Here is a 635-nt window from a genome sequence, read left to right as displayed (position 1 = left end):
GACTCCAGCTTCTACGACGAGGAGCTGGCGAAGCTGCCGCAGACAGGCCATGTGCCGATCGGCAAAGCGTGGCTGAATGCGAAATTCTACATCGTGGATGCGCATCTGAATCCGGTGCCGGTCGGGGTGCTGGGCGAGCTGGTCATCGGCGGAGTCGGAGTGGCGCGCGGGTACTTGAACCGTTCGGAGCTGACGGAAGAGAAGTTCGTAGACAGTCCGTTCGCCGCGGGCGAGCGGTTGTACCGCACGGGAGACTTGGCGCGGTGGATGGAAGACGGCAACGTGGACTTCATCGGCCGGATCGACAACCAGGCGAAAATCCGGGGGTACCGGATTGAGACGGGCGAGATCGAGTCGCAGCTGCTGCGGGTGGAAGGCGTACGCGAAGCGTTGGTGCTGGTTCGAAGTGACGCGAACGGGCAGAAGGCGCTGTGCGCGTATTACACGCCGGATACCGGAGCGGAGCTGGCAGTGAACGATCTGCGCAGCACGCTGGCGCAGGAGCTGCCGGGGTACATGATCCCATCGTACTTCGTGGAGCTGGGGCGCCTGCCTCTGACGCCGAACGGAAAGATTGACCGGAAGGCGCTGCCGGCGCCGGAAGGGGAAGCGGGAAGCGGAACGGAGTACGTCGC

General features: G+C 64.1%; 1 protein-coding gene. It reads left to right on the top strand.

The features are described from left to right. Positions 1–635: AMP-binding enzyme (locus HFE01_RS26415; protein ID WP_167442904.1), on the top strand; the 635-nt coding region annotated here is incomplete at both ends.

Origin of the sequence: Paenibacillus sp. EKM10P (genome assembly GCF_011800655.1) — a bacterium.
GTDB classification, from domain to species: Bacteria; Bacillota; Bacilli; order Paenibacillales; family Paenibacillaceae; genus Paenibacillus; species Paenibacillus polymyxa.
This window is presented reverse-complemented; position numbering and strand designations above follow the sequence as displayed.